Raw genomic sequence first — 248 nt, forward strand, 5'->3', positions numbered from 1 at the left:
GTCCAATGGCGCATCGACTTCGTCGAGCATGCAGAACGGCGCCGGGTTCAACTGGAAGATGGCGAATACCAGCGCCAGCGCGGTCAGCGCCTTTTCCCCGCCGGACAACAAGTGGATGGTGCTGTTCTTCTTGCCCGGCGGGCGCGCCATGATCGCCACACCGGTATCGAGTAGATCTTCGCCGGTAAGTTCCAGATATGCCGTACCGCCGCCGAATACCTTCGGGAACAATGCCTGAAGGCCAGCAT

Annotated in this window: 1 protein-coding gene; it reads right to left on the reverse strand. The window is 60.5% G+C overall.

All coding sequences use genetic code 11. From position 1 onward, the window contains the following. The coding region (locus tag ACLJNW_RS27325; protein ID WP_410961687.1) for a hypothetical protein at nucleotides 1–248 on the reverse strand (248 nt) is incomplete at both ends.

The organism is Salmonella sp. SAL4457, from assembly GCF_046548235.1.
Classification (GTDB): Bacteria; Pseudomonadota; Gammaproteobacteria; order Enterobacterales; family Enterobacteriaceae; genus Salmonella; species Salmonella enterica.